At 64.5% G+C, this 26,475-nt stretch carries 28 protein-coding genes; 15 read left to right on the top strand and 13 right to left on the bottom strand.

The annotated features are described in order from the left end of the window. Positions 1-369: 369 nt before the first annotated feature. The gene (gene carB, locus J7359_RS12925) at positions 370-3,708 is read left to right on the top strand and encodes a carbamoyl-phosphate synthase large subunit (RefSeq protein WP_209057155.1); all 3,339 of its coding nucleotides are present in this window, start codon (positions 370-372) and stop codon (positions 3,706-3,708) included. A gap of 776 nt (positions 3,709-4,484) precedes the next feature. Here the strand turns inward: carB and J7359_RS12935 are convergent. Beyond that, on the bottom strand, positions 4,485-5,075 hold the full coding sequence (locus J7359_RS12935; protein WP_209057158.1) for a hypothetical protein: 591 nt from the start codon (positions 5,073-5,075) through the stop codon (positions 4,485-4,487). A 209-nt stretch (positions 5,076-5,284) separates the two neighbouring features. Next, a complete protein-coding gene (locus J7359_RS12940) occupies positions 5,285-5,812 on the bottom strand; it encodes a BrnA antitoxin family protein (protein WP_209057159.1) in 528 nt (175 codons plus the stop codon). Positions 5,813-6,003: 191 nt separating this feature from the next. Between J7359_RS12940 and serB the strand changes: the two genes are divergently transcribed. Then, on the top strand, positions 6,004-6,882 hold the full coding sequence (serB, locus tag J7359_RS12945) for a phosphoserine phosphatase SerB (RefSeq protein ID WP_209057160.1): 879 nt from the start codon (positions 6,004-6,006) through the stop codon (positions 6,880-6,882). Here serB and J7359_RS12950 read toward each other — a convergent pair. Further along, positions 6,872-7,879 carry a nitronate monooxygenase gene (locus J7359_RS12950; protein ID WP_209057161.1) on the bottom strand — a complete coding sequence of 336 codons (1,008 nt, stop codon included), beginning with the start codon at positions 7,877-7,879 and terminating at the stop codon, positions 6,872-6,874. The genes serB and J7359_RS12950 overlap by 11 nt on opposite strands. Positions 7,880-7,987: 108 nt before the next feature. Here J7359_RS12950 and J7359_RS12955 point away from each other — a divergent pair, with 108 nt between their 5' ends. Then, positions 7,988-8,746, top strand: coding sequence for a TSUP family transporter (locus tag J7359_RS12955; protein ID WP_209057257.1), 759 nt, complete (start codon positions 7,988-7,990; stop codon positions 8,744-8,746). A 129-nt stretch (positions 8,747-8,875) separates the two neighbouring features. Here J7359_RS12955 and J7359_RS12960 read toward each other — a convergent pair whose 3' ends face one another. Continuing rightward, entirely contained in the window at positions 8,876-9,862 is a 987-nt protein-coding gene (locus tag J7359_RS12960) for an asparaginase (RefSeq protein WP_209057162.1), read from the bottom strand. A 154-nt stretch (positions 9,863-10,016) separates the two neighbouring features. Between J7359_RS12960 and J7359_RS12965 the strand changes: the two genes are divergently transcribed. The 3 genes from J7359_RS12965 to J7359_RS12975 all read left to right on the top strand — a co-directional run bounded on the left by J7359_RS12965 (position 10,017) and on the right by J7359_RS12975 (position 12,462). Continuing rightward, positions 10,017-10,538, top strand: coding sequence for an invasion associated locus B family protein (locus tag J7359_RS12965; RefSeq protein WP_209057163.1), 522 nt, complete (start codon positions 10,017-10,019; stop codon positions 10,536-10,538). A 126-nt stretch (positions 10,539-10,664) separates the two neighbouring features. Beyond that, positions 10,665-11,837, top strand: a complete 1,173-nt coding sequence (gene rlmN / locus J7359_RS12970; RefSeq protein ID WP_209057164.1) for a 23S rRNA (adenine(2503)-C(2))-methyltransferase RlmN — start codon at positions 10,665-10,667, stop codon at positions 11,835-11,837. A gap of 85 nt (positions 11,838-11,922) precedes the next feature. Further along, on the top strand, positions 11,923-12,462 hold the full coding sequence (locus J7359_RS12975) for an N-acetyltransferase (RefSeq protein ID WP_209057166.1): 540 nt from the start codon (positions 11,923-11,925) through the stop codon (positions 12,460-12,462). A 100-nt stretch (positions 12,463-12,562) separates the two neighbouring features. On the opposite strand, the gene J7359_RS12980 is transcribed toward J7359_RS12975, so the two are convergent. Beyond that, positions 12,563-13,387, bottom strand: a complete 825-nt coding sequence (locus J7359_RS12980) for an LOG family protein (RefSeq protein ID WP_209057167.1) — start codon at positions 13,385-13,387, stop codon at positions 12,563-12,565. A 114-nt stretch (positions 13,388-13,501) separates the two neighbouring features. Between J7359_RS12980 and dapD the strand changes: the two genes are divergently transcribed. The 3 genes from dapD to J7359_RS12995 all read left to right on the top strand — a co-directional run bounded on the left by dapD (position 13,502) and on the right by J7359_RS12995 (position 15,424). Next, positions 13,502-14,323, top strand: a complete 822-nt coding sequence (gene dapD, locus J7359_RS12985) for a 2,3,4,5-tetrahydropyridine-2,6-dicarboxylate N-succinyltransferase (RefSeq protein WP_209057168.1) — start codon at positions 13,502-13,504, stop codon at positions 14,321-14,323. Next, positions 14,320-14,772 carry a YaiI/YqxD family protein gene (locus J7359_RS12990; protein WP_209057169.1) on the top strand — a complete coding sequence of 151 codons (453 nt, stop codon included), beginning with the start codon at positions 14,320-14,322 and terminating at the stop codon, positions 14,770-14,772. Before dapD ends, J7359_RS12990 begins: the two co-directional genes overlap by 4 nt. Before the next feature lie 73 nt (positions 14,773-14,845). Continuing rightward, the gene (locus tag J7359_RS12995; RefSeq protein WP_209057170.1) at positions 14,846-15,424 is read left to right on the top strand and encodes an exopolysaccharide biosynthesis protein; all 579 of its coding nucleotides are present in this window, start codon (positions 14,846-14,848) and stop codon (positions 15,422-15,424) included. Between the two features lie 13 nt (positions 15,425-15,437). Here J7359_RS12995 and J7359_RS13000 read toward each other — a convergent pair whose 3' ends face one another. The 7 genes from J7359_RS13000 to J7359_RS13030 form a co-directional block, all read right to left on the bottom strand. Further along, complete coding sequence (locus J7359_RS13000) at positions 15,438-16,238, bottom strand: crotonase/enoyl-CoA hydratase family protein (RefSeq protein ID WP_209057171.1); 801 nt, start codon at positions 16,236-16,238, stop codon at positions 15,438-15,440. Positions 16,239-16,304: 66 nt separating this feature from the next. Continuing rightward, positions 16,305-17,231: an AEC family transporter gene (locus tag J7359_RS13005; protein WP_209057172.1), complete on the bottom strand. Its 927-nt coding sequence runs from the start codon at positions 17,229-17,231 to the stop codon at positions 16,305-16,307. Between the two features lie 166 nt (positions 17,232-17,397). After that, positions 17,398-18,372, bottom strand: coding sequence for an iron exporter MbfA (mbfA, locus tag J7359_RS13010; protein WP_209057258.1), 975 nt, complete (start codon positions 18,370-18,372; stop codon positions 17,398-17,400). A 12-nt stretch (positions 18,373-18,384) separates the two neighbouring features. Further along, the gene (locus J7359_RS13015) at positions 18,385-18,675 is read right to left on the bottom strand and encodes a sulfurtransferase TusA family protein (RefSeq protein WP_348524384.1); all 291 of its coding nucleotides are present in this window, start codon (positions 18,673-18,675) and stop codon (positions 18,385-18,387) included. Further along, positions 18,645-19,163: a DUF2478 domain-containing protein gene (locus J7359_RS13020; protein ID WP_209057174.1), complete on the bottom strand. Its 519-nt coding sequence runs from the start codon at positions 19,161-19,163 to the stop codon at positions 18,645-18,647. The genes J7359_RS13015 and J7359_RS13020 overlap by 31 nt, the downstream gene beginning before the upstream one ends. A gap of 9 nt (positions 19,164-19,172) precedes the next feature. Then, positions 19,173-19,796, bottom strand: coding sequence for a response regulator transcription factor (locus tag J7359_RS13025; protein WP_209057176.1), 624 nt, complete (start codon positions 19,794-19,796; stop codon positions 19,173-19,175). A gap of 11 nt (positions 19,797-19,807) precedes the next feature. Beyond that, the gene (locus J7359_RS13030) at positions 19,808-21,133 is read right to left on the bottom strand and encodes a histidine kinase (RefSeq protein ID WP_209057178.1); all 1,326 of its coding nucleotides are present in this window, start codon (positions 21,131-21,133) and stop codon (positions 19,808-19,810) included. A gap of 138 nt (positions 21,134-21,271) precedes the next feature. On the opposite strand from J7359_RS13030, the gene J7359_RS13035 reads away from it, so the two are divergent. Genes J7359_RS13035 through J7359_RS13050 form a run of 4 tightly spaced genes read left to right on the top strand, consistent with a single transcriptional unit; the run spans position 21,272 to position 23,368 of the window. Further along, positions 21,272-21,724 (top strand): GAF domain-containing protein, encoded by a 453-nt coding sequence (locus tag J7359_RS13035; RefSeq protein WP_209057180.1) that lies wholly within the window; start codon positions 21,272-21,274, stop codon positions 21,722-21,724. After that, positions 21,702-22,094: a GFA family protein gene (locus J7359_RS13040; protein ID WP_209057182.1), complete on the top strand. Its 393-nt coding sequence runs from the start codon at positions 21,702-21,704 to the stop codon at positions 22,092-22,094. Before J7359_RS13035 ends, J7359_RS13040 begins: the two co-directional genes overlap by 23 nt. Before the next feature lie 3 nt (positions 22,095-22,097). Continuing rightward, positions 22,098-22,724, top strand: coding sequence for a LysE family translocator (locus tag J7359_RS13045; protein WP_209057184.1), 627 nt, complete (start codon positions 22,098-22,100; stop codon positions 22,722-22,724). Then, positions 22,721-23,368 (top strand): pseudouridine synthase, encoded by a 648-nt coding sequence (locus J7359_RS13050; RefSeq protein ID WP_209057186.1) that lies wholly within the window; start codon positions 22,721-22,723, stop codon positions 23,366-23,368. The genes J7359_RS13045 and J7359_RS13050 overlap by 4 nt, the downstream gene beginning before the upstream one ends. Here the strand turns inward: J7359_RS13050 and J7359_RS13055 are convergent. Beyond that, entirely contained in the window at positions 23,365-24,138 is a 774-nt protein-coding gene (locus J7359_RS13055) for an MBL fold metallo-hydrolase (protein WP_209057188.1), read from the bottom strand. The genes J7359_RS13050 and J7359_RS13055 overlap by 4 nt on opposite strands. Before the next feature lie 126 nt (positions 24,139-24,264). Here J7359_RS13055 and J7359_RS13060 point away from each other — a divergent pair, with 126 nt between their 5' ends. Together J7359_RS13060 and J7359_RS13065 are read left to right on the top strand one after the other, a co-directional pair. Further along, a complete protein-coding gene (locus tag J7359_RS13060) occupies positions 24,265-25,320 on the top strand; it encodes a saccharopine dehydrogenase (RefSeq protein WP_209057191.1) in 1,056 nt (351 codons plus the stop codon). A gap of 1 nt (position 25,321) precedes the next feature. Further along, the gene (locus J7359_RS13065; RefSeq protein WP_209057193.1) at positions 25,322-26,461 is read left to right on the top strand and encodes a saccharopine dehydrogenase family protein; all 1,140 of its coding nucleotides are present in this window, start codon (positions 25,322-25,324) and stop codon (positions 26,459-26,461) included. Positions 26,462-26,475: the final 14 nt, after the last annotated feature.

The following is a 26,475-nucleotide window of genomic DNA, read 5'->3' on the forward strand; positions in this document are numbered from 1 at the left end:
GGCCCTCGCGATTCGCGAAAAATCCCGGACGACACGCGGTTCCTGTTATGTCAGGCAAGTCACATCCCTCGGTCATCCGTGACCTCGGCGCCTGGCCATCGGTGAGCTTGACGCCCGGCCGCCGCAGGAACAGCAGGGTGCGATCAGCGGCTGGGCGCGCCTTCGGGCATGATCATTCGCGTTGGTCGCGGGCCCGACCGCATCTTCTGGATCCACCAGACGCCTTGCCGACCGGCGATCCGCGGCACGCGGCTTTTCGTGTCGCGGGACCGATTTCCTGCCGGATGCGGCTTCTTGCCTTGAACCCCGGGCGTGCTTGGCTATAACCCCGGACGATTTGCGCAGATCCAAGCCAGCCCCGGAGGCTCCATGCCGAAAAGAACCGATATCAAGTCCATCCTGATCATCGGGGCAGGGCCCATCGTCATCGGGCAGGCCTGCGAGTTCGACTATTCCGGCGCACAGGCCTGCAAGGCCCTGCGCGAGGAAGGCTATCGGGTGATCCTCGTGAACTCGAATCCCGCGACGATCATGACCGATCCGGAAATGGCCGACGCGACCTATATCGAACCGATCACGCCCGGCATCGTCGAAAAGATCATCGCCAAGGAACGCCCCGATGCGCTGCTGCCAACGATGGGCGGGCAGACCGGTCTTAACACCGCGCTGGCGCTGGCCGATGCAGGGGTTCTGAACCGTTACGGCGTCGAACTGATCGGGGCGCAGCGCTCGGCGATCGAGATGGCCGAGGATCGCAAGCTGTTCCGCGAGGCGATGGACCGGATCGGTCTGGAAAACCCGCGCGCCACCATCATTGCCGCACCCAAGCTGGCCAGCGGCAAATACGACATCAATGCCGGCGTCCAGCAGGCGGTCGAGGCGCTGGAGGATATCGGCCTGCCCGCCATCATCCGTCCCGCCTATACGCTGGGCGGGACCGGCGGCGGTGTCGCCTATAACCGCGATGACTATGAACGGATCGTGCGGTCGGGGCTGGATGCCAGCCCGGTCGCGCAGGTGCTGATCGACGAAAGCCTGCTGGGCTGGAAGGAATACGAGATGGAGGTGGTGCGCGACCGCGCCGACAACGCCATCATCGTCTGTTCCATCGAGAACGTCGATCCGATGGGGGTTCACACGGGCGATTCGATCACCGTCGCCCCCGCCCTGACCCTGACCGATCGCGAATATCAGCGGATGCGGAACGGCAGCATCGCGGTCCTGCGCGAGATCGGCGTAGAGACCGGCGGCTCGAACGTGCAATGGGCCATCAATCCCGAGGATGGCCGGATGGTGGTGATCGAGATGAACCCCCGCGTCAGCCGCTCCTCGGCGCTGGCGTCCAAGGCGACCGGCTTCCCGATCGCCAAGATCGCCGCGAAGCTGGCCGTGGGCTATACACTGGACGAGTTGGACAATGACATCACCAAGGTCACGCCCGCGTCGTTCGAGCCCTCGATCGACTATGTCGTGACCAAGATCCCGCGCTTCGCGTTCGAGAAATTCCCCGGATCGAAGCCAGAGCTGACCACCGCCATGAAATCAGTGGGCGAGGTCATGGCGATCGGACGCAGCTTCCATGAATCGCTGCAGAAGGCCCTGACCTCGATGGAGAACGGCCTGACCGGACTGGATGAAATCGTCATCGAGGGCGCGGCGGAACAGGGCAAGCCCGCCGTCATCGCCGCGCTGTCCAAGCAGACCCCGGACCGCATCCGCATCATTGCCGAGGCGATGCGCTTCGGCCTCTCCGATGACGAGATCCAGCGTGTCACCAGCTTCGATCCGTGGTTCCTGTCGCGGATCCGCGAGATCATCGACGCCGAACACCGCGTCCGCGAAAACGGCCTGCCCGTCGATGCCGACGCCCTGCGCGCGCTGAAGATGATGGGCTTTACCGATGCCCGGCTGGCGCATCTTACGGGCGGTGAGGAATCCGATATCCGCCGCGCCCGCGCCGCCGTCGGCATCCGTCCCGTGTTCAAGCGCATCGATACCTGCGCCGCCGAATTCGAGGCCCAGACCCCCTACATGTATTCCACCTACGAGGCCCCGGCGATGGGCGACGTGGAATGCGAATCCCGCCCCACCGACGCCAAGAAGGTCGTCATCCTCGGCGGCGGCCCGAACCGCATCGGCCAGGGCATCGAATTCGACTATTGCTGCTGCCATGCCTGTTTCGCGCTGACCGACGCGGGCTATGAGACCATCATGGTCAACTGCAACCCGGAAACCGTCTCGACCGACTACGACACCTCGGACCGGCTGTATTTCGAACCGCTGACCCTGGAACATGTGCTGGAAATCCTGCGCGTGGAACAGGAAAACGGCACGCTGCACGGCGTCATCGTCCAGTTCGGCGGCCAGACGCCGCTGAAGCTGGCCAACGATCTGGAGGCCGAGGGGATCCCGATCCTGGGCACCACCCCCGACGCCATCGACCTGGCCGAGGATCGCGAACGGTTCCAGGACCTGCTGAACCGCCTGAACCTCAAGCAGCCGATCAACGGCATCGCCAGCAGCGACGATCAGGCCATCGCCATCGCCGAACGCATCGGCTTCCCGCTGGTCATCCGCCCCTCCTACGTGCTGGGCGGCCGCGCGATGGAGATCGTGCGCGACATGGACCACCTGAAACGCTACATCACCGAGGCGGTGACCGTCTCGGGCAAGAACCCGGTGCTTCTGGACAGCTACCTGTCCGGCGCGATCGAGGTTGATGTGGACGCGCTGTCGGATGGCGACAATGTCCACGTCGCCGGCATCATGGAACATATCGAGGAGGCGGGCGTCCATTCCGGCGACAGCGCCTGTTCGCTGCCCCCGCACACGCTGGACGCCGCCACGATCCAGGAACTGAAACGCCAGACCACCGCGATGGCCCGCGCCCTGCGCGTGGTCGGGCTGATGAATGTCCAGTTCGCGCTGAAGGACGGTCAGATCTACGTGCTCGAGGTCAATCCCCGCGCCTCGCGCACCGTGCCCTTCGTCGCCAAGGCCACCGACAGCGCCATCGCCTCCATCGCCGCGCGCCTGATGGCGGGCGAGCCGATGTCGAACTTCCCCGAACGCGCGCCCTATCCCGAAGGCGTCGGCCCCGAGGATGATCTGCCCTTTGCCGACCCGCTGACGCTGGCCGACCCGATCACGCCGTGGTTTTCGGTGAAAGAGGCCGTGCTGCCCTTCGCCCGCTTCCCCGGCGTCGATACGCTATTAGGCCCCGAAATGCGCTCGACCGGCGAGGTGATGGGCTGGGACCGCAACTTCCCGCGCGCCTTCCTCAAGGCGCAGCTTGGCGCGGGCACGCTGCTGCCCTTCGAAGGCCGCATCTTCATCTCGATCAAGGATGCCGACAAATCCGACGCGCTGGCCGACGCCGCCCGCGATCTGGTCCAGATGGGCTTTTCGCTGGTCGCCACCTCGGGCACGGCCGATTTCCTGGGCCAGCACGGCGTCGCCACGACCCGCGTGAACAAGGTCTATGAGGGCCGCCCGAACATCGTCGACCGCCTCAAGAACGGCGATATCGCCATGGTCCTGAACACGACCGAGGGCACCCAGGCCATCGCCGACAGCCGCGAAATCCGCGCCGTCGCGCTGTATGACAAGATCCCCTACTTCACCACGGCCGCCGGCAGCATCGCCGCCGTGGCGGCGATCAAGTCACGCGAGGAGGGGGAAGTCGGGGTGAGGAGCTTGCAGGCTTAGGTGACTAGTGTCACGTGTTGCTAGGAGCGCGAAACCGCGCTGACTGATTAAGTAACGGCACGAGATAAGTTTGCGGAGCGTCAGTATGCGTCAAGCCACCAACTTTCGTTCCAACCTAAGTCTGCGACGAACCTTAATCGAACTTAACACTCAAGTGGACCATCTAAAGGATTGGATCGCTTTAAACGGCTCCTCCGATTCATTCTCAAGTCTGAGTAAGTCTTTTGAAGATCGCGATCATCTGCCACAGGTCGTTTTCGATATTCTTGTACTGGAAGATCGGCGTTTTTTCAAACATCGGGGGGCGGAGTTTAGATCAATCCCCCGCGGACTAAAGAGGCGAGTTCGGACCGGGAAGATTGGCGGGACTAGTACTATCGATCAACTACTAGTAAGGACCTGTATTCAAAGAAGCGAAAGAACGTTCGCAAGGAAGGCTCGTGAAACGCTGCTCGCTCTTCTGATTAATTTACACTGTGGAAAAGACGAGATTGCACTCTCGTTTGTTAATTCGGCCTATTTCGGGTCCCGAATGTATGGCGCTGACTCTGCCTCTATTCTGCTATTCGGATTACAGGCAATTCAATTGCGGGGCGACTATAGCGCATTTGTTGCAAGCTTGCTCCCATATCCCGTGCCGGTTAACGTTTCAAAGTTTGTTAGGACGGTGCATAGTTTTTCTCATCCATTCGACCTTCTTCGCGCATTCGAGGTCAGCAACCCTTGGTGGGTTGGCCGGGTTAGAGCGAGAATGGAGTATCTCAAGGACCTCCGGCCTAAATATTCAGCAGCCTCTTTATTAGCCGCCAGTCGCTGATATATTCGTTCTTCGGATCCTTCCAGTCGTAAATCTTTTGGAGAGATCCTATTTTTTCTTCTGAGATCAGCCCCGATAGTTTCTTGCAATACTGAAAAACTTTTGTAGAAATGATAGAAAGCTCACCATCGAGCGAGGCGATCTGCATTTCTAAAGGAGCGTCCTGTTTAAGGAGTTTTACTACGAGATTTCCGTGCTCTACAATTTTGTTGTTGAGCTTGTTTTCGAAATAGAGAACTTCGGAATATGACGTGTAGTAGAAGAGTCGGTATCTTATCTCGTTGTAGCTTTCCGAGTATAGCTTCACGGCGGCGCGATATTCGTCTATGATTCTATCTTTATTAACATCAGATAAATTCAGCAGCAGGAACCTCTGTGCGACGATTCTCTTGTCAAAGGCTGTCGCAATGTCGCTAACTAGCGCCGTTGCCTCCTTAGTTTCTCGAACTCGAATTTCTTCCCTAGTTGCGCGTAGCCAGTGCATCCTTTGGAAGCGCGCGGTTACAAAAATGCCGACGAAAGCAAGGAGTGCCGCTAAGGGTATGTTCATGGCGCTTGCCTCTTAGGTCAACCTTTGCAAGCTTATGATCGCACGATTAATGGTGCTTGGCCAGGGGGCCAAAGACTGGCCCGGGTAGCGCCAGCTCTGGCTGAGGAAATCCATCCGTCCGTCCGCGTGCAGTCACGACCCTGACAGCTTAGCGCAGGCTGAGGGGGCGTCAAACATTGATGCGCGCCGCGGCTGTCGCGTCTGGCCCCTCACACCTCCCCGATCCCGTTCCGCTTCTTCATCTCCTCCATCAGCGCCTGCCGCGCCACGGGGGACATCGTGGTGACGCGCTGGGGCATCGGCACGCCGCCCTTGTCGCGCCAGCCCTCGGGGTTTTCGGGGCCCAGCATGTCGTCGCGCTTGCGCTGATACTCTCCGAACTCGGGGCGCGGGCCATCCAGCATCTGATCCTCGCGCCGGGCCAGGTAATCCATCGTCTCGCCGCCATGGATCAGCCCGGCCAGGCGCGCATGCATCCAGACCGACATCAGCCGGTTGACGCGCACCTGCCAGTCCGGCCCCATGCTGCGAAAGAATTTCACGATGTCCTCGTCCAGCCGCAGGGTGACGCGGGTCCTGGGTCGGGCGGGTTTCTCGCGGGCGATCTGGTGCCATTCCTCGGGGATCCGCATCCGGTCCAGGATGGTGCTGTGCAGGTCCCATTCCAGTTGCCGCATCGCGTCGGCCATGTAGTGGTAATTGACCCGCCGCGTCTCTTCCGCCTTGCCGATGCCCATCGCCGTGCCGCCCCGTTGCTTGCCAGTGTCTGCCCGTGACGACGGTGGCGCGGGGTGGTTAACGCGGCCTTAACAGGCCGTGCGTTGTCGGTGTACGCGCTGTGCACGCCCGGTGCTGCGCGGGTGCACGGCTTGTGCGGCGGCGATCTTCGGCCTAGACGGCGTGCCGAGGATGCCCAAGGAAGACCGCCATGCACACCGTCTCGCTGATCGCCGCGCCCACCGTCGCCAATCTGGAAAGCGCGCTGCTTGACGGGCTGGCAAAGTCCTGGGATGGCGGCAGCCCGCGCTGGCTGAACCCTGGAATCGCTGGGGAATTCGACATTCCGGCGCTGCCCGACGACGCCGAACAGGTCTGGTCGGACCTGCAGACGATCGGCATAGACCTGGCCATTCAGCCCACCGCCGCGCGGCATAAATCGATCCTGCTGGCCGACATGGATTCAACCATGATCGATCAGGAATGCATCGACGAAATCGCCGCCTTCGCCGGCGCCGGCCCCCGCGTCGCCGCCATCACCGCCCGCGCCATGAATGGCGAACTGAACTTTCACGAGGCGCTGGTCGAACGCGTCAACCTGTTGGCGGGATTGCAGGAATCGGTGATCGACGAAGTCCTGGCGACGCGCATCACGCTGGCGTCGGGCGGTCGCGAACTGGTCGCCACGATGCGCGCGAACGGCGGATATGCGGCGCTGGTCTCGGGCGGGTTCACCTCATTCACGGGCCCGGTCGCCGCCCGGCTCGGGTTTGATGAGCATCGTGCCAATACACTGCTGGCCGAAAGCGGGGTGCTGACCGGCCATGTCGCCCTGCCTGTGCTGGGCCGCGAGGCAAAGATCGAGGCTTTGCGCGACGTGGCCGTCGCGCGCGGTCTGACCCCCGACGACGTGCTTGCGGTCGGCGACGGCGCCAACGATCTGGGCATGCTGCAACTGGCCGGCACCGGCGTCGCCCTGCACGCAAAGCCCGCCGTCGCCGCGCAGGCGAAGCTGCGTATCAACCACGGCGATCTGACCGCGCTGCTGTATCTTCAGGGATACCGCGCGACCGAGTTCGTCACGGACTGATCGCGGCGATTGTCTCGGCCGCAGGCCTTGCGACCGCAGCCGCCGCCCCGGTGCCGGCCCAGAACGCGCCAAACCGGGTTTCTCCGGTTGCCAGGGCCGCGGCGTTCAACGCTTTTCCTGCATCGTAAGTCACGGGATAGGCAGGGGCTTCAGCGTCATCTATCGCGGTGAAAAGATTTTCCAGTCCGCGTGCCGGCCGGCCCGATATCGCCCGGGTCATGCGGGTGCGGCCAGTACCCATCGCCTCTCGGTGGGGCGCTGAGGTCGCGGCTTCGGGGGCAAGCAGGAATGCCGTCCCGCATTGCACGGCCACAGCCCCGTCGGCGATGGCGGCACGTGCGTCCTGTCGCGTCATGATCGCCCCGGCAGCGACGACCGGCAGTCCCAGTCCGGCAATCTGGCGCAGCAGCGGCCGTGTCTGCAAGCCGGGATCCTCGGCATCGGGATCGAACATGCCGCGATGGCCGCCGGCCTGCCAGCCCTGCGCCACGATCACGTCCAGACCTGCGGCCACGATCAGGCGCGCTTCGGCCAGATTCGTGGCGGTGGCCATCAGAGCCGCGCCTGTCTGACGCAGGGCGGCAATCTGGTCCGCAGTGGGCAGGCCGAAATGAAAGCTGATCGCGGCGGGCCTGACCTCTTGCAGCAGCCGCATCATCGGGTCGTTGACCCGAAAGCTTTGATAGATTTCGGACAGGGATTGCGGAGGCTGGGCTTTGAACCGCGCAAATTCGGGCCGCAGTCGGTCCAGCCAGGCTGCTTCGCGCGCCGCGTTCCGGACCGCCGGGGCGTGGCAGAAAAGGTTCACCGCAAAGGGACGCGCGGTCAGCGCGCGTGTCTGTGCGATGGCGCTTCTTGCCCCGGCCACATCCAGTGCCCCAAGCGCGACCGAACCCAGCCCACCGGCATTGCATGCGGCCGCTGCCAGCGCCGGCGTTGATACGCCCGCCATCGGGGCCTGAACGATCGGATGCCGCAGATCCAGCTGTTCCAGCATGACGTGATCCCCTCGTTTTCCCTGCCAAGCTATCTCACGCCGGGAACGGCGAAGGAACCCCGTTGCCCAGGGCTTTACAATCCGGTGTCCGCAGCGCAATGGCCGATCATGCTGGATCTAAGCCTGAATCTTGTCTTGGTGCTGATCGCCGCGGGTTTTGCGGCGGGGTTCGTGGATGCCATTGCCGGCGGTGGTGGCCTGATTACCGTTCCGGCGCTGATGCTGGCGGGGGTGCCGCCGGCGCAGGCGTTGGCCACCAACAAGGTGCAGGGCGTGTTCGGGGCGGCGACAGCGGCGATCAGCTATGCCGCGCGCGGCCTTGTGGATCTGCGTCAGCAATGGCACCTTGCGCTGCTGGCCGGGGCCGGAGGCATTCTGGGCGCCGCGCTTGTGACCCGTCTGCCGACCGAGGGTTTGCGGCTGGCCTTGCCGGTAGTTCTGATCGGAATCGCGGTCTTCTTCGCGGTGAAGCCGGGCCTGGATGATCTGGACCGGTTGCGCCGGATGTCGCCCGCACTGTTGGGCGCGCTGGTCGTGCCGCTGATCGGTTTCTATGACGGCTTGATCGGACCCGGCGCCGGGTCTTTCTACATGATCGCGTTCGTGTCGCTGGCTGGATACGGCGTCTTGAAAGCCACTGCGCATACCAAGCTTCTGAACCTGTTTTCCAATCTGGGTGGATTGCTGACCTTTGCCTTGGTCGGATCGCCGCTTTGGGGGCTGGGGTTGATGATGGGGCTGGCCCAGGTTGCCGGGGCGGCTTTGGGCGCCCGGCTGGCGGCGCGGATCGGATCGCGCCTGATCAAGCCGCTGCTTGTGCTGACCTCGACCGTGCTGGCGCTGCGACTGATCTGGGAGATGATCTGACGGCCGTCCGCGGGCGGGCCGGCGCCCGCTCTGCCAAGGGACGCCGACCGATCTTCGCCCGGAGGGAGGCGGTGGGGGAACCGCCCTCATCGGCATTCAAGCAGAAAACTGCGTCGGATTCGTGACGATTCAGGCCGGAAATCCCGGCGCGGTTCGCATTTCTCCGGTCACCATGCCGCGCCAGTTGCGGATCGGGCCGGTCAGAAAAGTCTGGACTGCGGGCTGGGCGCGATCCAGCACGCCCAGATGGACGAGGATGGCGGTGATCGCGGCTTCTGCCGCACGGGTGCCGCCATCGGCAATCTTCAGCGCGACGCCCAGACCCTGTTCCGGCAGGATGGCGACGAAGACGGCTTCTGCCCCGGTCTTTGCCGCGACATGCCCGCCCATTGCCCGCATCAGCAATGTGCAGGCCCTGCCTTCCCCCGCGACCAATTCGGGATGGGCCCGCATGGCGTCAACCAGCCGCTTCATGGCCCGGCCGCGACGATCCGATCCGGGATTGGCGAATGCCGCCATCGCGCGTCCAAGCCCCTCGAGCGAGCATGACCAGTTCGGCGCCGAACAGCCGTCGATCCCATAGCCGGGGCTGATCTCGTCGGTGACTTCCTCGAAGGCGGTCTTCACCGCCTGCTGGACCGGATGATCGGCATCGACATAGTCGGGGCCACCGCGCAGATGCTGGTTCAGCGTCAGGAACCCCGCATGCTTGCCCGAGCAGTTGTTGTGCAGCTGGCAGGGGCTTTCATCCGAACATGTCAGGCGGCGGTTCTCGTCGCGGTCGCGGGGCATGTGGCTGCCGCAGCGCAGATCCGCCTCGGACAGGCCAAGGGTGTTCAGCCAATCGCCGACCGCGCTGACATGCATCCGCGCGCCGCTGTGGCTGGCGCAGGCCAGGGCCAGTTGTCGTTCGGTCAGGCCTGCGGCGTCGGCCGCACCGCTTTCGACCAAAGGCAGCGCCTGCACCATCTTGCACGATGATCGCGGAAATATGATCCGCGATGGTTCGCCCCAGGCCTCGACCACGCCCCTGCGGTCGCAGACCACCGCGTGCCCGCGATGCAGGCTTTCGCGCTGGCCTCCGCGCCATAATTCGATCAATTTGGCTGAACGCATCGCAATCTCCCCCTGACAATTGCGCGATTTCATGCCTTGCGCTCTTTTTCGCGCAATGATTTTGGCTATCCTGATTGCAGAAGGTTGAAAAGACCACAGCAATCGGCAAGAACGCCGGGCAAAGCGGCGAAGCGAAACGGCAGGAGGCCAGAGCATGAAGAATACCACGCTGCGCGGCATGGCAGCCATTGCGGTCCTGATGGCGGGGCTGGGTTCGGCGGTCGCACAGGAATCGACGAATGTGGTGGCGACCGAGGATGACTGGACCGTCTTCGCGGCCGACGATCCGCGGGAATGCTGGGCGGTTTCACCCCCGAAATCCACGCTGAACACCAAGGACGGCGAAGAGGTCGAGGTGACGCGGGGCGACATCCGCCTGTATGTCGCCTATCGTCCAGGCAACAACGGCGAGGTCTCGTTCACCGGCGGCTATCCGTTCGCCCCCGGCTCGACGGTCGAGGTCGATATCGGCGGACAGAAGTTCAACCTGTTCACCGAAGGCGAGAATGCCTGGACCGGCAGCCCGTCCGAGGATCAGAAGCTGATCGGCGCCTTGCGCGCAGGGTCGTCCGTCGTGGTCACCGGCCGTTCTTCCCGTGGCACGACGACCAAGGACACGTTCAGCCTGATCGGCATTACCGCCGCGACCAACAGCGCAAAATCGCGCTGCGAGTGATCCCTTCGCGGTCGGGCCTTCCAGCCCTGCCGTGACAAGGATGGCGGACTGCAAGGCAGAGGCCGGTTGAATTGCCGGCCCATTTCGCTTATCTGCGGATCTTTCACGCGCAACTCTGGTAAATCCATGTCCGCTCCGATCACGCAGGATGTCCTGACCATTCCCCGCAAGCTGCCGGAAGGCGGTCGGGTGAACATTGTCGGGTTTACCCGCGAACAGCTTCACGACGCGCTGATTGCCGCGGGCACGCCCGAGCGGCAGGCGAAGATGCGTGTCGGGCAGGTCTGGCAATGGGTCTATCACTGGGGCGTGCGCGATTTCGCGGCGATGACCAATCTGGCCAAGGATTATCGCGCGCTGCTGGCCGACCGGTTCGAGATTTCGCTGCCCGAGGTGGTGACGCGTCAGGTCAGCGCTGATGGCACGCGCAAGTATCTGCTGCGGATTGCCGGCGGGCACGAGGTCGAGGCGGTCTATATCCCCGAGGAAGGGCGCGGAACATTGTGCGTCAGCAGCCAGGTGGGCTGCACGCTGACCTGTTCCTTCTGCCACACCGGCACGCAAAAGCTGGTCCGCAACCTGACACCGGGCGAGATCGTCGGTCAGTTGATGATCGCCCGCGACGATCTGGACGAATGGCCCACGCAGGGCGCACCGAAGAACGAGACACGTCTGATCAGCAACATGGTGCTGATGGGCATGGGCGAGCCGCTTTATAATTTCGAGGGCGTGCGTGATGCGATGAAAGTGGTGATGGACGGCGAGGGGCTGTCCCTGTCACGCCGCCGCATCACCCTGTCGACCAGCGGTGTCGTGCCCGAAATCGCGCGCACCGCCGAGGAAATCGGCTGCCTTCTGGCGGTCAGCTTTCATGCGACCACCGACGAGGTGCGTGACAGGCTGGTGCCGATCAACAAGCGCTGGAACATTCAGACCCTGCTGGATGCGCTGCGCGAGTATCCCCGGCTTTCCAATTCCGAACGGATCACCTTCGAATATGTGATGCTGGACGGGGTTAACGACAGCGATGAAGACGCGCGCAGGCTGGTCAGGCTGATCCAGGGCATTCCGGCCAAGATCAACCTGATCCCGTTCAACGAATGGCCCGGTGCGCCCTATCAGCGATCAAGCTGGGAACGCATCGAATCTTTTGCGGATATCGTCCACAAGGCAGGCTATGCCAGCCCGATCCGCACCCCGCGCGGCGAGGATATCATGGCGGCGTGCGGTCAGTTGAAATCCGCCACCGAACGCGGCCGCAAGAGCCGTGCCCAGATCGCGGCCGAGGCGGCGGGATAATCGCGCGGCCGGGGCGGTCTTGGCGAATCTCCGGCGTCTTGTCTGTGGAAAACCGGCAGATACACCTCCTTACCGGAAACGCGTCATGGACTTTTCAACGGACTACACCGCTCACGCTGACGCAATCACCCAGCTCTTTCATTCTGCCTTCACCGCATCGGAAGGTGCGGAAGAGGGAGCGCTGATCAGCGATCTTGCGCGTCGAATCATGCTGGAGACGTCTGCCGAGGACCTGCGTGTCCTGACGGCTTGGCAAGATGGAACGCTTGTCGGGGGTGCCTTCTTCACACGGCTTGTCTATCCCGAGGATCGGCGTTCCGTCTTCCTGATCGCGCCCGTTGCAGTCGCGCCCGAACGGCAGGGTCAAGGCATCGGACAACTTCTTCTTCGTCGCGGCCTTGATGCACTGCGCCAGGAAGGGGTGGGCATCGCCGTCACCTATGGCGACCCGTCCTTCTACGGTCGGGTCGGGTTCAAGGCGATGTCACAGACCGACATGGCCGCCCCGCAACCGTTGCAACAACCACAGGGCTGGATCGGCCTGTCGTTGACCAGGCAGCCGCTGACACCGGTGCGCGGGCCATGCCGCTGCGTCGCGGCCTTCGACGACCCGGCATTCTGGTGATGTCGGCAACAGGCATGGTGCCGGTCGCCGTTTCATCCTGAAATTGGACTGGGGCCAACAGCCGCGAATTCTGGCTTGCAAGCCTCAATGATCAATGGCGCTAACAGGGTTCTTCCCACGCGTCGATGATCGCCACCGCCTCCTCGGCTGTTTCGACATAGTGGAACAGGTCCAGATCGGATTCGCTGATCGTGCCCGCTTCGGCCAGTGCCTCCCAATTCAGGATCCTGTCCCAGAACTCGGCCCCGAACAGCAGGATCGGGATCGGCTTCATCCGCTTGGTCTGCACCAGTGTCAGCGTCTCGAACAACTCGTCCAGCGTCCCGAAGCCGCCGGGAAAGACGGTGATCGCCCGCGCGCGCATCAGGAAATGCATCTTGCGGATCGCGAAATAATGGAAATTGAAGCACAGATCCGGCGTGACATAGCGGTTCGGCGCCTGCTCGTGCGGCAGCACGATACCCAGCCCGATCGACGCGCCACCGGCTTCTTCGGCGCCCATGTTGCCGGCCTCCATCACGCCCGGCCCGCCGCCGGTGCAGATGACGAATTCACGGCCATAGGTTTCCAGGCTGCGCCGCGTCATCTCGCGTGCGAAAAGCCTTGCCTGCTCGTAATATTTCGCCAGGTCCGCCAGCGTTTTCGTGCGGGCTTGGTCGGCGTGTTCGGGCGACGGGATGCGTGCGCCGCCGAACATGACGACAGTGGATTCGACCCCGCGTTCGTCCATCACCATCTGCGGCTTCAGCAGTTCCAGTTGCAGCCGCAGCGGGCGCAGTTCCTCTCGCAGCATGAAATCGCGGTCGGTGAAGGCCAGCCGATAGGCGGGAGACCGCGTCTGCGGCGTGTCGGGAATGCGATCGGCGCGGGCCGCGTCCTCGTCGCTGTGCGGAAAGGGGTGGGCGCGGTCTTCCTTGTCGGTCATCGAAAGCCTCGGAGGTGTTTCGCGGTCCGCGCGGATTGCGCGGCGCTTTTCACAGGCTTATAGCCCTGACGTGACAGTTTCCACCCGGACGCGACATATCGAGGAGAGGCCGCGATGACCCAAGCCCTGGAACATGCCATCGAAACCGCGTGGGACAACCGCGCCGACATCAGCAGCGCCACGCAGGGTCAGGTCCGCGAGGCCGTCGATGAGGCACTGAACCGGCTGGACACGGGCGAACTGCGTGTCGCCGAAAAGCGCGGTGCCGACTGGCATGTGAACCAGTGGGCGAAAAAGGCCGTGCTGCTGTCGTTCCGCCTGAACGACATGACAGAAATGTCGGGCGGTCCGCAGGGCGCCAACTGGTGGGACAAGGTGCCATCGAAATTCGCGGGCTGGGGAGACAACCAGTGGCGCGCCGCCGGGTTCCGCGCGGTGCCCGGCGCGATCGTGCGGCGCAGCGCCTTCATCGGCAAGGGGGCGGTGCTGATGCCGTCCTTCGTGAACCTTGGCGCGCATGTGGGCGAGGGCACGATGGTGGACACATGGGCCACGGTGGGATCCTGCGCGCAGATCGGGAAGCACGTGCATCTGTCGGGCGGCGTCGGCATCGGCGGCGTGCTGGAACCCCTGCAGGCCGGACCGACGATCATCGAGGACGAATGCTTCATCGGCGCGCGCTCCGAAGTGGTCGAGGGTTGCATTGTCCGCGAAGGGTCCGTGCTGGGCATGGGCGTGTTCATTGGCCAATCCACCAAGATCGTGGACCGAGAGACCGGGCAGGTCATGTATGGCGAGGTGCCCGCCGGGTCGGTCGTCGTCGCAGGCTCGATGCCATCCAAGAACGGCGTGAACCTGTATTGCGCCGTGATCGTCAAGCGGGTGGATGCAAGAACGCGCGCCAAGACATCGGTCAACGAATTGCTGCGCGATTGACGACGCTTTACATCGACGCGGATGCCTGCCCGGTCAAGGCCGAGGCCGAACGTGTGGCGACCCGCCTGCAGGTGCCGATGGTTCTGGTCTGCAATGGCGGGTTGCGGCCGTCGCCGAATCCGCTGGTGTCCCTGCGGATCGTGGCCGAGGGGCCGGATGAGGCCGACAAATGGATCGCCGAGGCATGCGGACCCGGTGACGTGGTGGTGACGGCCGATCTGCCATTGGCCGATCGCTGCCTGAAGGCAGGCGCGCAGGTGCTGCAGCATGACGGCGAGGTGCTGTCCGCGGCAAATATCGGCCCGCGCCTGGCGACCCGTGACCTGATGGCCGATATCCGGTCGGCCAATCCCTTTCATCAGGGTGGCGGCGCCGGGTTTTCCAAGGCCGACCGGTCTCGTTTCCTGCAATCTCTGGATCGACTGTTGCAGAGCGCATTGCGCGACTAGGGATGCGAACTTTCGGCGCCGGATGCCGTTGCCTTGCAGCTTGCCGCGATCCGCGGCGCCTGAGGGGATGGGAATGGCAGAGCATGTCAGCATCGTCGGACTGATCGAACGCGTCGAGAATGCGTCCGGCGACAAGATGACAAGCGTCGCGCAGATTCTGCGTGCGCTGGGGCAGAACTCGTTCACGCCAAACCTGCTGATCCCGGCTTTGGCGGTGCTGTCGCCGCTGTCGGGGGTGCCGCTGGTTTCCACGTTCTGCGGCTGCCTGATCGCCCTGGTCTCGGCGCAGATGCTGCTGGGGCGCGATCACATCTGGCTGCCGCGGGCGCTGATGGCGCGCCAGATCGGAACGGCACGGCTGCGGCAGGTCGGCGCGTTCATCAAGCGGCCGGCGCGCTGGCTGGACCGGGTGACGCGGCCCAGGCTGCAGATCCTGTCGCAGCCGCCCTTCAGCGTCATGGCGCGAGTGATCTGCCTGGTCGGTGGCATGTCGATGCCATTCCTTGAACTGGTTCCGTTCACCTCGTCGATCGTCGGGGCGGTGGTCGCGCTGCTTGCGTTCGGCATGCTGGCGCGGGACGGGGTTTTCACGCTTGTGGCGTTCGTGGCGGTTCTGCTTCTGGCCGGGGGGCTGGTCTGGTTGCTTGTCTGAGGCTGCGGCCGCCTCAGCCCTGTGGCTTGATCTTGTTGGCCGTGCCCTTCGCGAACGCCTCCAGCCGTGCCTTGGCGGCGTCCTGTGTGTTGACTACACCTGCCACGACCGCCTCGGCATAGGCCGCGTCCAGCGCGCTCATGTTCTGCATGTGGCTGATGGCCGAACAGATCGCGAAATTGGACAGCGGCGGATTCTGGGCCGCGTTCCTTGCGATCTCCCATGCCTTGGCCTCTGCGTCCTCGACCAGGTACTGGCACAGGCCGACATCGACGGCTTCCTGTCCGCGATACAGCCGGCCCGACAGCATCATGTCGATCATGCGCGCCTTGCCGATCAGATCCGCGACCCGGATCGTCGCGCCGCCGCCGGTGAACAACCCGCGCTGGCCTTCGGGCAGGCCGAAATAGCTGTCGGTCCCCGCCACCCGGATATGCGCGGCGGACGCCAGTTCAAGTCCGCCGCCGACGACCGCGCCCTTCAGCACCGCGATGATCGGGACACCGCCATATTCCATCTTGTTGAACGCCTCGTGCCAGCGCAGGCAGACATGCATGAAATCGCTTGCCGAGCGGTTCTCGCGGTGATGTTCCACCAGATCCAGCCCGGCGCTGAAGTGATCGCCGTTCGCACGCAGGATCGCGGCTTTCACGCCCGCCCGCGGCAGTGTCGAGAAGATGTCGACCAGTTCGTCGATGGTTGCCAGATCCAGCGCATTGCGTTTCTCGGGGCGGTTCAGCGTGACGGTCGCGATGCCGTCGTCATCGACCTCCAGCAGGATGTTTTGCAGCCTCAGATTGCCGATATCGCGCATGATACCCTCCCTAGTTTTGGCTGTGGCATAGCGCGGGTGGCGGGCCTGGTCGAGGGGGTTGAAGCATCAGGTCTGGCCGATCAGCGCCATCACCACCGGCACGGTCAGGATGCTGGCCGCTGTCGAGATCAGGATCGCCGCCGAAACGCGCTGTTGCGCGACGCCGAAATATTGCGCGAGGATATAGACATTTCCCGCCACCGGCAGTGCCGCTGCAGCCATCATCACGCCCGCCGCGAACGGGGCGACGCCGCAGGCCCAGGATGCCAGCCCGACCGCCGCCGGATGCAGCACCAGCTTGGCGAAGCTGAGCCATCCCGACGCTGCCACGCGCTGCAGTCGCCGTGCGGCCAGGCTGGCGCCGATGGCGAACAGGGCACCGGGTGTGGCTGCGGCGCCAAGCAGCGTCAGGAATTCGGCGAACGGCCCCGGCATCGGCAGCCGCATCTGCGCCCAGATCAGGCCGGCGACCATCGACAGGATCATCGGATTGGCGACGATGCCGCGCATCACCGGCAGGATCGTGCGCAGCCGCAACCCACCGCTGCGCGAGGCATGGATGATCAGCGTGATCAGGGTCGAAAACACCAGCATGTCGATGGTCAGCACCATCAGAACCGGTCCGACCGCGCGTTCGCCCAGCAACACAACCAGCATCGGCACGCCAAGAAAGCCGGTATTGCCGATCATGCAGCACTGCGCTTCCATCGCGGCCTCGGGCACGGGCAGGCCGCGCCAGCGGGCGACGGCCATGCCGATCGCCCACACGGCGGTCGATCCGGCCAGATAGGCCAGCACGAAGCGCAGGTCGAACAGCGCCGCCAGATCAAGGCTTGCGGCAAACCGGAACAGCATCGCCGACAGCGCGAAGAAGAAGACGAACTTCGTCAGCCACGCTGCGCCTTCTTCGGGAAAGAACCGCGATCGCGCGGCCAGCCAGCCAAGCCCGATCAGGCCGAAGAACGGCAGTGTTTTCAGAAACACTGCCAGCATCAGAGGCGCTGCGCGATCGTCGGAAGGACGGTCGGAATGCGTGGATATACAGGCAGGTCGCGGCGTGCGCGCCCGTTGGTCCGCCTCGGTCGAGCCGCATCATTCGCGCGCCCCGGATCGATTCCTGTTGCTTGCCGACAGGTCAAGCCGCCCCCTTTTTTCGGGGTCAGCCCGAACCGATCAGCACCCCCGTCGCGAAGACCAAACCACCGCCCACGACGACTTGCAAGGCCGCCCGCCAGAACGGTGTCTTCATCCAGCGGTTCTGGATCCACGCGATGGCCCACAACTCGACGAACACCACGATGCAGGCGATGATCGTCGCGGTCCAGAAATGCGGGATCAGATAGGGCAGGGCGTGGCCCAGCCCGCCGACCGCCGTCATCACCCCCGAGGCGACGCCGCGCTTGATCGGCGAGCCGCGTCCCGACACCACGCCGTCATCCGATGCGGCCTCGGTAAAGCCCATGCTGATCCCGGCACCAAGGCTGGCGGCCAGTCCGACCAGAAACGTCGTCCCGGTGTCCTGCGTGGCGAAGGCGGTGGCAAAGATCGGCGCCAGGGTCGAGACGGATCCGTCCATCAGCCCCGCCAAACCCGGCTGCACCCAGGTCAGGACGAATTCGCGGTGGGCGACGGCGTCCTCTTCCTCGCGGGCCTCGTCGGTCAGGTTTTCTCCGGCAAGTTCGCCGGCGCGGACTTCGTGGCCCCGTTCGGCGGCGGCCAGATCGCCCAACAGCTTGCGCGTGGCGGCGTCGGAACTGGCCTGCGCGGCGCGCGCGTAGAAATCGGCAGCGTCGTGTTCCATCAGCGCGGCCTCGCGGCGGATAGTTTCCAGCGACAGGTTCTGCATCATCCAGGCAGGACGTCGGCTGTAATATCCGGCCACATGCTCGCGCCGGATGACCGGGATCGCCTCGCCGAAACGGGCGCGATACCCTTCGATCAGTCTGGCGCGGTGATCATCCTCTTCCTCGCCCATCCCGTCGAAGATGGCGGCGGTGGCCGGATAATCGGTCCGCAGGAACTCGGCCCAATTGCGATAGATGCGGGCATCATCCTCTTCCGACGAAATGGCCAGGGCCAGGATCTCGCGTTCGGTCAGGTCGGAAAACCGCTTTCGGTTGCCAGGTATTCGCATCGTCATGTTCTGCTATCCACACATGTCCTTCGCCCCACGGGCTGGTGAACGCGCCTGGACCGTGTATTCGCGTGCACCTTTGTCCAGGTCGCGCACCCCGATCATGACATGACCTGCCTCGCGACAGAAATGCGGCACATCGACCGCCGCCATCGGATCGGTGGCAATCAGCCTCAGCCGGGTTCCCGGCGCGACACCGGCCAGGGCCTTGCGCAGCCGCAACACAGGCAGGGGGCACAGAAGCCCGCGCGCGTCGATCGTGCCATCGGGATTCACGCCGCGCCCGTCGTCTGCGCCACGCACCAGCGATCCAGTTCGTCGGGCGCGATGCGTTCGGCCAGATCGCCGCAGAACCGCGCGAAATCGGCCCTTTGTTCGGCCGGCACGTGCAGAAGCACCGGCAGTTCATCCGTGACTGCCTGGGCGATGATCGCGCGAAACCCGCGACCCACCGCCTCTTGCCGTCCGAATTTCGGCAGGATCAGCAATTCGGCGCCAGCCAGCCGCGCGCCGACTCGCGCCGCCGCCATTTCCAGCGCACCGGCATCAAGCCGGCAGCCGCTGGAACCACGCCCCAGCGACTGGGAAATGCGGATCGGGCGATCTTCTTCGCCGATCACGATCACGTCCATGTCGCAGGCGCAATCCTCGCCCAGATCAAGATTTCTCTGTACGGCACCCGCGACGCGCAGGCCGGCATCCTTCAGGTCGCACGCCAGCCGCGCCAGCATCCGGTCCGCCTCGCCAGGGGGGGCGTCGTCAGGAAGTCCGAACCATCCCAGTGTCGCCATGGCCCCGCCTCAGACCCCGCTGTCCAGTGCAAATTTCATCAATCCGTTGATTCCGTCCACGCCAAGCTTTTTCTTCAAAGAGGAAGACGTGTTCGCGGCGGTCTTGTAGCTTACGCCAAGTTCGTCGGCGATGGCCTGCAGGCTGAGGCCGCGGCCGATCAGACCCAGCACCTGCCGTTCGCGGTCAGACAATGCGGCCAGCGGATCTGCGCTGGCCCCGGCGCGCAACGTCGCCAGCGCCACAGCCTGCCGTGCCGACAGATAGAATTCGCCCGCCTCCAGCGTCCTCACGGCCTCGCGAAAATCGGCCGGAGGGGCATTCTTGGACAGAAAACCCTGCGCGCCGGCCTGCAGCGCGCGGGCCGCGAAGCCCGTCTGGTCGTTCATCGAGAAGATGAGGATGCGTGCGTCCGGCGCCAGCGCCTTCAGAGGCGCCACCAGATCAAGCCCGCCGGTGCCCGGCAGGCTGATATCCAGCACGATCAGCGCAGGTGCCGGTGCGTGGGCCAACTGCGCCAACGCATCCTCGCCCGACATCGCCTGTCCGACGGGGTCATAGCCCAGGTCGCGCAACAGGCGGCTGGCGCCCAGATGCGTGATCGGATGATCGTCGATGACCAGCGCTGTCTTCATTCCCTGTGGCCTCATTGCGCCCGCAGATGGGGCAGGCTTGCCTCGATCCGGGTTCCGTTGCGGTCCGATGACAGGGTCAGGACGCCGCCAAGCAGGGTGATCCGTTCCCGCATCCCGGTCAGCCCGGTGCCCTCGCGGCTGTCCCCGGCAAATCCTTCGCCGTCATCGGTCAGGATCATGCGCCAATGTGCCGGATCGGTCCAGAGCCGGATCGCAAGCCGGTCGGCACCGGAATGGCGCATCGCATTGGTGGTTCCCTCCTGCAGGATCCGGAACAGGGTGACGGCGGTCGCCTCGTCGGGTTCCGGCAGGCCATCGGCGATGTCCAAGTCGATGCGGATCTCGGGGAAGCGTCGTCGCAGATCGGCGACGTAATCGGACAGCACCGTGGCCAGCGGCAGCTGGCCGATCGCGGCGGGGCGCAGGTCGCCCAGAAGGGCGCGGTTGACCCGTGCGATCTGTTCGGCGATCTCGGCGATGGCGTCCGCATGACCGCGGATCATGTCGTCTGAGGCGGCCTCGTGCAGTGCATCGATTTCGACCCGAAGTCCGAACAGGCATGGACCCATCTCGTCGTGAAGATCGCGGGCAATGGCCTTGCGTTCGGCGTCGCCGCGCCCGACCACCTGGCGTTGCAGCCGGCTGGTGTCGATCCGTGCCTTCTCAAGTGCGTCCGCAAGACGGTCGACACCTGCGGCAAGGGGCGCAAGATCGGGCTGGGGCAGGGTGCCGACCCGCGCCGACAGATCGCCACGGGTCAGTTCCGCCAGCCGCCCTGTGATGCGCTGAACGGGCCTCAGGGCGCGTCGTGTTGCGATCAGGATCAGCAGCGCCTGTGCCCCCGCGGCCAGGGCAGCCAGTCCCAGAACGGTGCGAACCTGTTCCCACGCCGCCGCGATCTCGGGGCCGGGTTCGCTGGCGATATAGACATATCCGCGCAGCCGGCCCTCGATGCTGACCGGCAGCCGGGTCTCGTGCGGTTCCGGGGCAACCAGCGCCGCGAACCAGCGCGGGGCGGTGGCCTGTCGGGATGCCGGCATGAAGGGCTCTCGCACGATGCCCTCTCGCGCATCCAGAATGCCGATATGGGTGTGACGTGGCGGGATCAGACGTTCTGGCAGCAGCGCCATCAATCGGTCGGGCGGCACCGCGCCCTGCATGGTTCCGATTGTCGCCAGCACAAGTGATCTGGCCGTCTGGGCGGCCAGCTCGGTCTCGACCGAGATCTCGCGGCGCAGATTGCCAAGACTTGCCGCTGACAGCGCCGCGAACAGCAGCAACTGCACGACGAGAATCACCAGAAAGACGCGCGAGGTCAGGTTCAGCCGGTTCAACATGACGGCCAGATTGGCCGATCCCTTGCCCCGCGTCCATGATCGCGCATGGCTGCGGTGTGATGCGCCGCGCGCCGCGATTTCCGATGCCGTCCGATGACGGGGTTTTCGTCGCCCGCCTTGGCGCGTAGAACCCGATGGATGAGCCACTATGACGAACTTGCGGCGCGGATCAGCGCCTTGACCCAGGGCGAGACCGACGAGGTCGCGCTGATGGCCACGCTGGCCTGCGAAATCCATCATTCGGATGACCGCTTTGACTGGACCGGTTTTTATCGCGTGGTAGGACCTGAACTGCTGAAGATCGGCCCCTACCAGGGCGGGCATGGGTGCTTGGTCATCCCGTTCTCTCGCGGCGTGTGCGGCGCGGCGGCGCGGACCGGGCAGGTGCAGCTTGTGGCCGACGTGGACGCCTTTCCCGGTCACATCGCCTGCGCCAGTTCCACGCGATCCGAGATCGTCTTGCCGGTCTTTGGCGCCGGGGGGCGGCTGATCGGGGTGCTGGACATCGACAGCGACCGGGTTGATGCTTTCACCGCCGAGGATGCGGCGCGGCTGAGGGAGATCCTGGATGACGTCTTCGCAGAACTTTGAAATCCGGGGACAGTGCCTGTGCGGCGCGGTCCGGTTTTCTGGCCGGGCCGGTGGCCCCGAGGTGACAGCCTGCCATTGCGGCCAGTGCCGTCGCTGGTCGGGCCATGTCTGGGCGTCGTTCCATCTGGATGCGCCGGTGATCGATGGCGAGGCGCTGCGCTGGTACCAGTCCTCGCCCGAGGCCGAGCGGGGTTTCTGTTCGGTATGCGGCACGTCGCTGTTCTGGCGGCCGAACGGTCGCGAGACGCTGTCCGTGTCGCCCGGCGCGATCGAAAACCCGACGGGGTTGCGGATGGACGAACATATCTATGTCGCGGACAAGGGCGACTATTACCGGATCGCGGACGGGCTGCCGCAGCAGGACCAGTAGACGATGATCTGGGAGACGCTGGCCAACATCCCCGCCGCACAGCTGACGGCGTTCATCGCAGGCGGGCTGGTGCTGAACTTCGCGCCCGGTCAGGACGTGTTCTTCGCAAGCGCCTGTGGCATCCAGGGCGGGCCGCGCGCGGGCGCGTTGGCGGGTCTTGGTGTCGGTCTGGGCGTGCTGATGCATCTGACCATGGCGACCGTTGGTCTGGGCGCTGTCGTCGCGGCCCACCCGCAGGCCCTGCTGGCCATCAAATATGCGGGCGCCGCCTATCTTTTGTGGCTGGCGTGGAAAAGCTGGACTGCGGGGCCTGTCGATCCCTCGGCGCGCGGCAGTGTCAGACCATGGAACATCATCCGGCGCGGCTTCATGTCGAATGCACTGAACCCCAAGCCGGTGCTGTTCCTGCTGGCCTTTCTGCCGCAATTCACCAATCCGGCATGGGGGCCGGTCTGGCAGCAGATCCTTGGGCTGGGCCTGATCTTTGCAGTGACCGGAACGATCGTGACGATGGGCTATGGCATCGTGGGCGGGCTGGCGGGCCATGTCATCGGACGCAATCTGGGCGTCGTCAACAAGATCGCGGCGGTGATGTTCGCCGGCCTCGCCCTGCGCCTTGTCACGAAATGAGCTTCGTCTATTCCCCGCCTCCGGATGCGCCCGAGATCATTCATGTCGATCACGAAATCCTTGTGGTGAACAAGCCGTCCGGGCTGTTGTCGGTGCCGGGGCGCGGACCGGACCGGGCCGATTGCCTGATCGAGCGTCTGCGCGGTGCGTTTCCGACCGTGCTTCTGGTCCACAGGCTGGATCTGGACACGTCGGGCGTGATCATTTTCGGCCTGACCCCGCATGCGCAGCGGCATCTGTCCAAGCAGTTCGAAGATCGGCGCACAAAGAAAGCCTATGTCGCGCGCGTGGCAGGTCGCTTGCAGCCGGACACCGGGCGTGTGGACCTGCCGCTGATCGTGGACTGGCCGAACCGACCCCGACAAAAGGTCGATCACGATACGGGTAAGCCCGCGCGAACCGATTGGCGGGTGATGCGTGCGGGCGATGACGAAACGCGGGTCAGGCTGTTTCCGCTGACCGGGCGCAGCCATCAGCTGCGCGTCCACATGGCCGAAACCGGCCATGCCATACTGGGTGATCCGCTTTACGCCACCGGCGATGCGGCGGCGCACCCGCGCCTGATGCTGCACGCCGAAAGCCTGCGGATCAAACATCCCGAAAGCGGCGTGCAGCAAGGTTTCAACGCGCCGGTGCCGTTCTAGGCCTCGCCGTCGGGATACCAGTTCGCGATCACGACCTCGGAGTCCGAGCCGCCATCAAGGACAAACTGCGCGAATTCCTGGATATCGCTGCCACGATGGTGATAGGGAAAGACCACCGCAGGCTTGAACGCTGCCACGGCGTCGGCGGCCTGCTGCACGGTCATCGTGTAGGGCAGGTTCATCGGCAGGAATGCCACCGCGATATCAGTCAGAGCCTGCATCTCAGGCGTGGGCTCGGTGTCGCCGGCGATGTAGAAACGCTTGCCACCGATCGTCAGGACATAGCCATTGTCGCGCCCTTCCGGATGGTACTGCATCCGGTCTTCGGTCGTGTTGTGGGCCGGAACAGCCTCGATCTGCATACCCAGTGCCTCGGCCATGTCGCCATTCGCCATGGTGCTGGCCTGTTCTTTCAGCGCATCCGGCAGCATTTCGTGGACCGCAGGGTTGGTGATCAGCCGCACGTCGGGCAGGGCCTCCAGCGTGGGAAGATCGTAGTGGTCACCATGTTCGTGCGTAATCAGGATAAGCGAGGGTTGCGGCAGATCCGCGTATTGTTCGGCGCCGCCAACCGGATCGACATAGATCACCCCGCCCGGCGTCTCGACCACCATCGAGGCATGATCGACCGGGTGGAAGACGACATTGCCGCCTTCGACAGGATAGCTGAATTCCGACGCGCCCTGTTGTGCGGCGGCAAAGCGGGGCAGGGCGGTGACGCCCAGGGCGGCGACGGCAAGGGAAAGTCCGGTGCGGCGGGTGATCTGCATGGGGAATCCTCCTGTTCACAGGTGCGCGCTGAGAACCAAACCCGGATCGGCGGTCCGGGTTCCCTCTGGTTGCTGACGCGCGGGCGCTGGCCTAGAACGGCGGATGACCGGCAGCGGAGGCCAAGGATGACACATCTGTGGGTGCGGGCGGAAAGTCGCGCGAATGAAGACCGGGTGGGCATCACCCCCGACGGCGTCGCCACGCTGATCAGGAACGGCATGCGCGTCACCGTCGAAGACAGTCCGCGCCGGATCATCCCGACCGCGGAGTATCGCAAGGCAGGCGCCGACATCGCGCGCGAAGGCAGCTGGCCCGATGCGCCGGCGGATGCCATCGTCTTCGGCCTGAAGGAACTGCCCGATGACGGATCGGCACTGACCCACCGCCACATCATGTTCGGCCACGCCTTCAAGGGCCAGCCCGCCGGACAGCTGCTGCTGCGGCGGTTTCGGGCTGGCGGCGGCACGCTGTATGATCTGGAATACCTGCTGGACGAGGACGGGCGCAGGCTGGCCGCATTCGGATACTGGGCTGGATATGCCGGCGCGGCGGTGTCGTTGAAATGCTGGGCGGCGCAGCAGCAGGGGGGCGTCTGTGGGCCCGTCCACGCCTATGCCGACAAGAACCTGCTGATCGAGGATTTGCGCGCCCGGATGGATGCCACCGGTCGTCCGCGTCCGCATGCCATCGTGATCGGCGCCAAGGGGCGGGTCGGCAGCGGTGCGGCGGATCTGATGACCGCGATGGGTGTGCCGGTCACACGCTGGGACATCGAGGAAACTGCCCATGGCGGCCCGTTCCCCCAGGTGCTGGCGCACGAGATCTTCATCAACGCCATCCTTGCCCGGCCCGGTGCCCCGGTCTTCGTACCGGCCGAGGCGGTCAATCCCGGGCGTGCGCTGACCGTGATCGGCGACGTTGCCTGCGATCCGACCAGCGATTTTTCCCCGATCAAGGTCTATGACCGCACGACGACATGGGATGCGCCGGCGTTGCGCTTGGCCGACGATCCGCCGCTGGACGTGATGGCCATCGACAACCTGCCATCGATGCTGCCGCGCGAAAGTTCGGCCGACTATGCGGCGCAGCTGCTGCCGGTTCTGGCCCGACTTGACGACATCGACGCCGGCGCGTGGGGGCGCGCGCGGGCGATTTTTCGCGACAATCTGAACGAGGTTTGACATGACTATCCACTGGATCGGAACCGGCCTCAGCGCCATCCCCGGCCTGCGTCGCCTGCTGCAATCTGGTGCCGACGTGACCGTCTGGAACCGCACCGAGGCGAAGGCCCGGGCCGAGGTCGGCGATCTGACCGACGATATCCGCGCCTACAGTTTCGATGACTTGGCCGATGCGGTCGGAAAGGGCGATATCATCGTGTCGATGCTGCCCGCCGATCAGCATGTCGGGTTGGCCAGACTGGCGATCGCGAACGGCGCGCATTTCGTCAGTTCCAGCTATGTGGCACCCGAGATGGCCGCGCTGGCAGACGATGCCAAAGAGGCCGGCGTGGTGCTGATGAACGAGGTCGGGCTGGACCCCGGCATCGATCACCTGATGGCCCATGATCTGGTCGCGGACTACAAGCTGCAGGCCGCCCGTCCAGGTGATGTGGTGCGCTTCACCTCTTATTGCGGTGGCGTGCCCAAACACCCCAACCCATTTCGCTACAAGTTCAGCTGGTCGCCCCTTGGGGTTCTGCGGGCGCTTCGATCGCCCTCGAAATCGCTGCGCGGCGGGGCGGTGCGCGATGTCGCCCGGCCATGGGACGCGATCGAGCCCTATGATGCGCCGCTGCCGGTGCCGGAACGGTTCGAAGTCTATCCGAACCGCGATTCGTTGCCCTTCATCCGCCAATACGGCTTTGATACCGATTGGGACGTGCAGGATTTCGTGCGTGGCACCCTGCGTCTGAAGGGGTGGCAGCAGGCATGGTCTCCGGTCTTTGCCGAGGTCGAGACGTTGTCAGGACCCGAAGGCGATGACCGGCTGCGCGAAATGGCCGATCAGTTCTGGCGCGACAACGCCTATGCATCGGGCGAACCCGATCGCGTCGTGCTGTTCGTCGCGCTGCGGGCCGAACGGGATGGCAAGATCGTCTGGCACAAGGAATGGGTTCTGGACGCACATGGCGACGCCAAGGGCAGCGCGATGGCACAGCTTGTCTCGGTCCCGGTGTCGATGGCCGTGCAGGCGGTGGCCGATGGCCGTGTGGCGCCGGGCGTTCACGCCGCCCCGGACGATCCGTTGCTGGTGGCCGATTGGCTGGTCGAGATAGGCGAGATCGCCCAGCACATGGCGAAGGTTGATCACCTGCGTTGACGCGGACGTGATGG

The organism is Paracoccus sp. R12_2 (assembly GCF_017744015.1).
In the GTDB taxonomy this organism is placed as follows: domain Bacteria; phylum Pseudomonadota; class Alphaproteobacteria; order Rhodobacterales; family Rhodobacteraceae; genus Paracoccus.

Bases quoted from the DNA above. Each gene is read 5' to 3' on its own strand.
- mbfA (WP_209057258.1), bottom strand. From the start codon at position 18,372: ATGCGAATACCTGGCAACCGAAAGCGGTTTTCCGACCTGACCGAACGC.
- J7359_RS13055 (WP_209057188.1), bottom strand. From the start codon at position 24,138: ATGCAGATCACCCGCCGCACCGGACTTTCCCTTGCCGTCGCCGCCCTG.
- J7359_RS12960 (WP_209057162.1), bottom strand. From the start codon at position 9,862: ATGCGTTCAGCCAAATTGATCGAATTATGGCGCGGAGGCCAGCGCGAA.
- J7359_RS12975 (WP_209057166.1), top strand. From the start codon at position 11,923: ATGGACTTTTCAACGGACTACACCGCTCACGCTGACGCAATCACCCAG.
- J7359_RS12950 (WP_209057161.1), bottom strand. From the start codon at position 7,879: ATGCTGGAACAGCTGGATCTGCGGCATCCGATCGTTCAGGCCCCGATG.
- dapD (WP_209057168.1), top strand. From the start codon at position 13,502: ATGACCCAAGCCCTGGAACATGCCATCGAAACCGCGTGGGACAACCGC.
- J7359_RS12995 (WP_209057170.1), top strand. From the start codon at position 14,846: ATGGCAGAGCATGTCAGCATCGTCGGACTGATCGAACGCGTCGAGAAT.
- J7359_RS12965 (WP_209057163.1), top strand. From the start codon at position 10,017: ATGAAGAATACCACGCTGCGCGGCATGGCAGCCATTGCGGTCCTGATG.
- J7359_RS12935 (WP_209057158.1), bottom strand. From the start codon at position 5,075: ATGAACATACCCTTAGCGGCACTCCTTGCTTTCGTCGGCATTTTTGTA.
- J7359_RS13025 (WP_209057176.1), bottom strand. From the start codon at position 19,796: ATGAAGACAGCGCTGGTCATCGACGATCATCCGATCACGCATCTGGGC.
- J7359_RS13005 (WP_209057172.1), bottom strand. From the start codon at position 17,231: ATGCTGGCAGTGTTTCTGAAAACACTGCCGTTCTTCGGCCTGATCGGG.
- serB (WP_209057160.1), top strand. From the start codon at position 6,004: ATGCACACCGTCTCGCTGATCGCCGCGCCCACCGTCGCCAATCTGGAA.
- J7359_RS13035 (WP_209057180.1), top strand. From the start codon at position 21,272: ATGAGCCACTATGACGAACTTGCGGCGCGGATCAGCGCCTTGACCCAG.
- J7359_RS12980 (WP_209057167.1), bottom strand. From the start codon at position 13,387: ATGACCGACAAGGAAGACCGCGCCCACCCCTTTCCGCACAGCGACGAG.
- J7359_RS13040 (WP_209057182.1), top strand. From the start codon at position 21,702: ATGACGTCTTCGCAGAACTTTGAAATCCGGGGACAGTGCCTGTGCGGC.
- J7359_RS13000 (WP_209057171.1), bottom strand. From the start codon at position 16,238: ATGCGCGATATCGGCAATCTGAGGCTGCAAAACATCCTGCTGGAGGTC.
- J7359_RS12955 (WP_209057257.1), top strand. From the start codon at position 7,988: ATGCTGGATCTAAGCCTGAATCTTGTCTTGGTGCTGATCGCCGCGGGT.
- J7359_RS13060 (WP_209057191.1), top strand. From the start codon at position 24,265: ATGACACATCTGTGGGTGCGGGCGGAAAGTCGCGCGAATGAAGACCGG.
- carB (WP_209057155.1), top strand. From the start codon at position 370: ATGCCGAAAAGAACCGATATCAAGTCCATCCTGATCATCGGGGCAGGG.
- J7359_RS12940 (WP_209057159.1), bottom strand. From the start codon at position 5,812: ATGGGCATCGGCAAGGCGGAAGAGACGCGGCGGGTCAATTACCACTAC.
- rlmN (WP_209057164.1), top strand. From the start codon at position 10,665: ATGTCCGCTCCGATCACGCAGGATGTCCTGACCATTCCCCGCAAGCTG.
- J7359_RS13050 (WP_209057186.1), top strand. From the start codon at position 22,721: ATGAGCTTCGTCTATTCCCCGCCTCCGGATGCGCCCGAGATCATTCAT.
- J7359_RS13030 (WP_209057178.1), bottom strand. From the start codon at position 21,133: ATGTTGAACCGGCTGAACCTGACCTCGCGCGTCTTTCTGGTGATTCTC.
- J7359_RS13065 (WP_209057193.1), top strand. From the start codon at position 25,322: ATGACTATCCACTGGATCGGAACCGGCCTCAGCGCCATCCCCGGCCTG.
- J7359_RS13020 (WP_209057174.1), bottom strand. From the start codon at position 19,163: ATGGCGACACTGGGATGGTTCGGACTTCCTGACGACGCCCCCCCTGGC.
- J7359_RS13045 (WP_209057184.1), top strand. From the start codon at position 22,098: ATGATCTGGGAGACGCTGGCCAACATCCCCGCCGCACAGCTGACGGCG.